Source organism: Paraburkholderia sp. JHI2823, from assembly GCF_038900695.1.
In the GTDB taxonomy this organism is placed as follows: domain Bacteria; phylum Pseudomonadota; class Gammaproteobacteria; order Burkholderiales; family Burkholderiaceae; genus Paraburkholderia; species Paraburkholderia mimosarum.
Genome location: NZ_JAYMRY010000241.1, coordinates 1 through 461 on the forward strand (window position 1 = coordinate 1; position 461 = coordinate 461).

Below are 461 nucleotides of genomic sequence, written 5' to 3' on the forward strand. Positions count from 1 at the left end.
ACCCGACCCTCGCCGACGCAATCCTCGACCGCCTCGTCCATCAGGCTCACAAGCTTCCGTTGAAGGGCGATTCGATGCGCAAGAAGAACGCACCTGATCAAAAAGTAGCCTGATCTCGAACACCCGCGGTACAATCTAAGCACTACGCAGCACCTCCCTCCTGGCCTGTTCGACTTCACCGAAACGGGCGTTCAGCTTCCCCGAAATTCGCAGCAGGATCAACCGCGCGCGCCTCACGTGGCCGACGGCCATCGACATCAGTTCTTCGCGCTCGGTCTCACTCAGATTCATCTTGCTCATGCACTATTAGATCGGTGCAATTTCAATGGTTCAATGGACTGATATGACTTCACGTGTCAATGGGAAGTTGGTTTTCAGCCTCTCGAGTACGTGTCATGTGAATTTCCTGAGGGCGACGTAGCAGTAAATCTCGACGGTGGGTCACACTGATATTCGCGGGT

At 54.4% G+C, this 461-nt stretch carries 2 protein-coding genes; one reads left to right on the plus strand and one right to left on the minus strand.

Features of this window, described 5'->3' with window-relative positions; all coding sequences use genetic code 11:
* Window positions 1–113 (plus strand): ATP-binding protein (locus VSR34_RS38495; RefSeq protein ID WP_342965245.1); only part of this gene is annotated, 113 nt, incomplete at its 5' end.
* Window positions 114–135: 22 nt separating this feature from the next.
* On the opposite strand, the gene VSR34_RS38500 is transcribed toward VSR34_RS38495, so the two are convergent.
* Window positions 136–300: a hypothetical protein gene (locus VSR34_RS38500; protein WP_342965244.1), complete on the minus strand. Its 165-nt coding sequence runs from the start codon at window positions 298–300 to the stop codon at window positions 136–138.
* Window positions 301–461: the final 161 nt, after the last annotated feature.